Source organism: Streptococcus sp. HMSC068F04 (assembly GCF_001837455.1).
GTDB lineage: Bacteria > Bacillota > Bacilli > Lactobacillales > Streptococcaceae > Streptococcus > Streptococcus salivarius_D.
This window is the reverse complement of the sequence record NZ_KV832515.1, coordinates 1-988: the sequence shown is the minus strand read 5'-3', so window position 1 is coordinate 988 and position 988 is coordinate 1. Positions and strand designations below refer to the sequence as shown.

The 988-nt window shown below is 38.1% G+C and carries 2 protein-coding genes; both read right to left on the bottom strand.

Annotated features, from left to right (window positions below; translation table 11 throughout):
* Nucleotides 1-121: 121 nt before the first annotated feature.
* Nucleotides 122-385: a SemiSWEET family transporter gene (locus tag HMPREF2571_RS07785; RefSeq protein WP_008535551.1), complete on the bottom strand. Its 264-nt coding sequence runs from the start codon at nucleotides 383-385 to the stop codon at nucleotides 122-124.
* Nucleotides 386-475: 90 nt separating this feature from the next.
* Nucleotides 476-928 carry an LD-carboxypeptidase gene (locus tag HMPREF2571_RS07780; protein ID WP_083320425.1) on the bottom strand — a complete coding sequence of 151 codons (453 nt, stop codon included), beginning with the start codon at nucleotides 926-928 and terminating at the stop codon, nucleotides 476-478.
* Between the last annotated feature and the right edge of the window lie 60 nt (nucleotides 929-988).

Here is a 988-nt window from a genome sequence, read left to right as displayed (position 1 = left end):
TATCTTATCACAGGAGATGAGATAAAACAACAAGAATTAGAGTCAGAAGAAGACTTTTAGATCGAGAAAATAGTAAAAAAGCAACCGCTCGATGTGGTTGCTTTTTATAGTAGTTGTATTCTTATAGAGCAGTAAGGAAAGTCAGTCCGCCAAGGATAACCCCGGCTGAGTTTGGAATGATTAGAATCCAGTCTTTCTTAGGCTCTTGTGTCCATCCATAAATGACCCAGATTAAGCAAGAGACAGCTGCTGATAAAGGTTGGAATGGTTGAGCTTTGTTCCCTTGTAAATTGGCAAAAATTTGAGGGATGTAGGCTATAAATACAATAATCCCGATAAAGGCACCAATTGAACCAACAACTTGATTAATTCTCTGTTTAGTCATATATATTTCTCCTTATTACTTTATTAGTATAACAGAAAAACAACTTGGATTCAAGGACAAAACCTCGGGATTCTAAGGAAAGACTTTACATTAGAACGTTTTTAGAAAATGTAGCAACATTTCTTTGTCTAACTCACAAATGTCTGCTAGAAATGATTGGCCGTAGAAAGTATTGACCCCTAGCTTATGCAACATGAGGTGGTTCATGGTTGTATCCGAGAAACCGAGAAAAATCTTTGGTTTGATAACCTTTTGTAGTTGGTCATTTTCAAAGAGGTAGGGTAGCAAGCGATAGGTATCGTCTCCACCAATGGCACATAGAATCATGTCGATGCTATCATCAGAAAAGGCATGAATCAAATCCTCTGCACGAGCTTCAGGATGTTCTTTGATAAAATCTAAGCCTTTTAGTGAATGGGGCAAAAAGATAGGATTGAGTCCCAGGTCCTTGAGACGTTGAATACCCAAGTCCACTTCGTGCTTGACAAAGTCTTCACCGATAATTCCACTAGATAAGCTCACAATACCAATAGTAGAAACCATGTCTTGACCCTCCTGAAAATAGATTGAGCCTATCTTATCACAGGAGATGAGATAAAACAA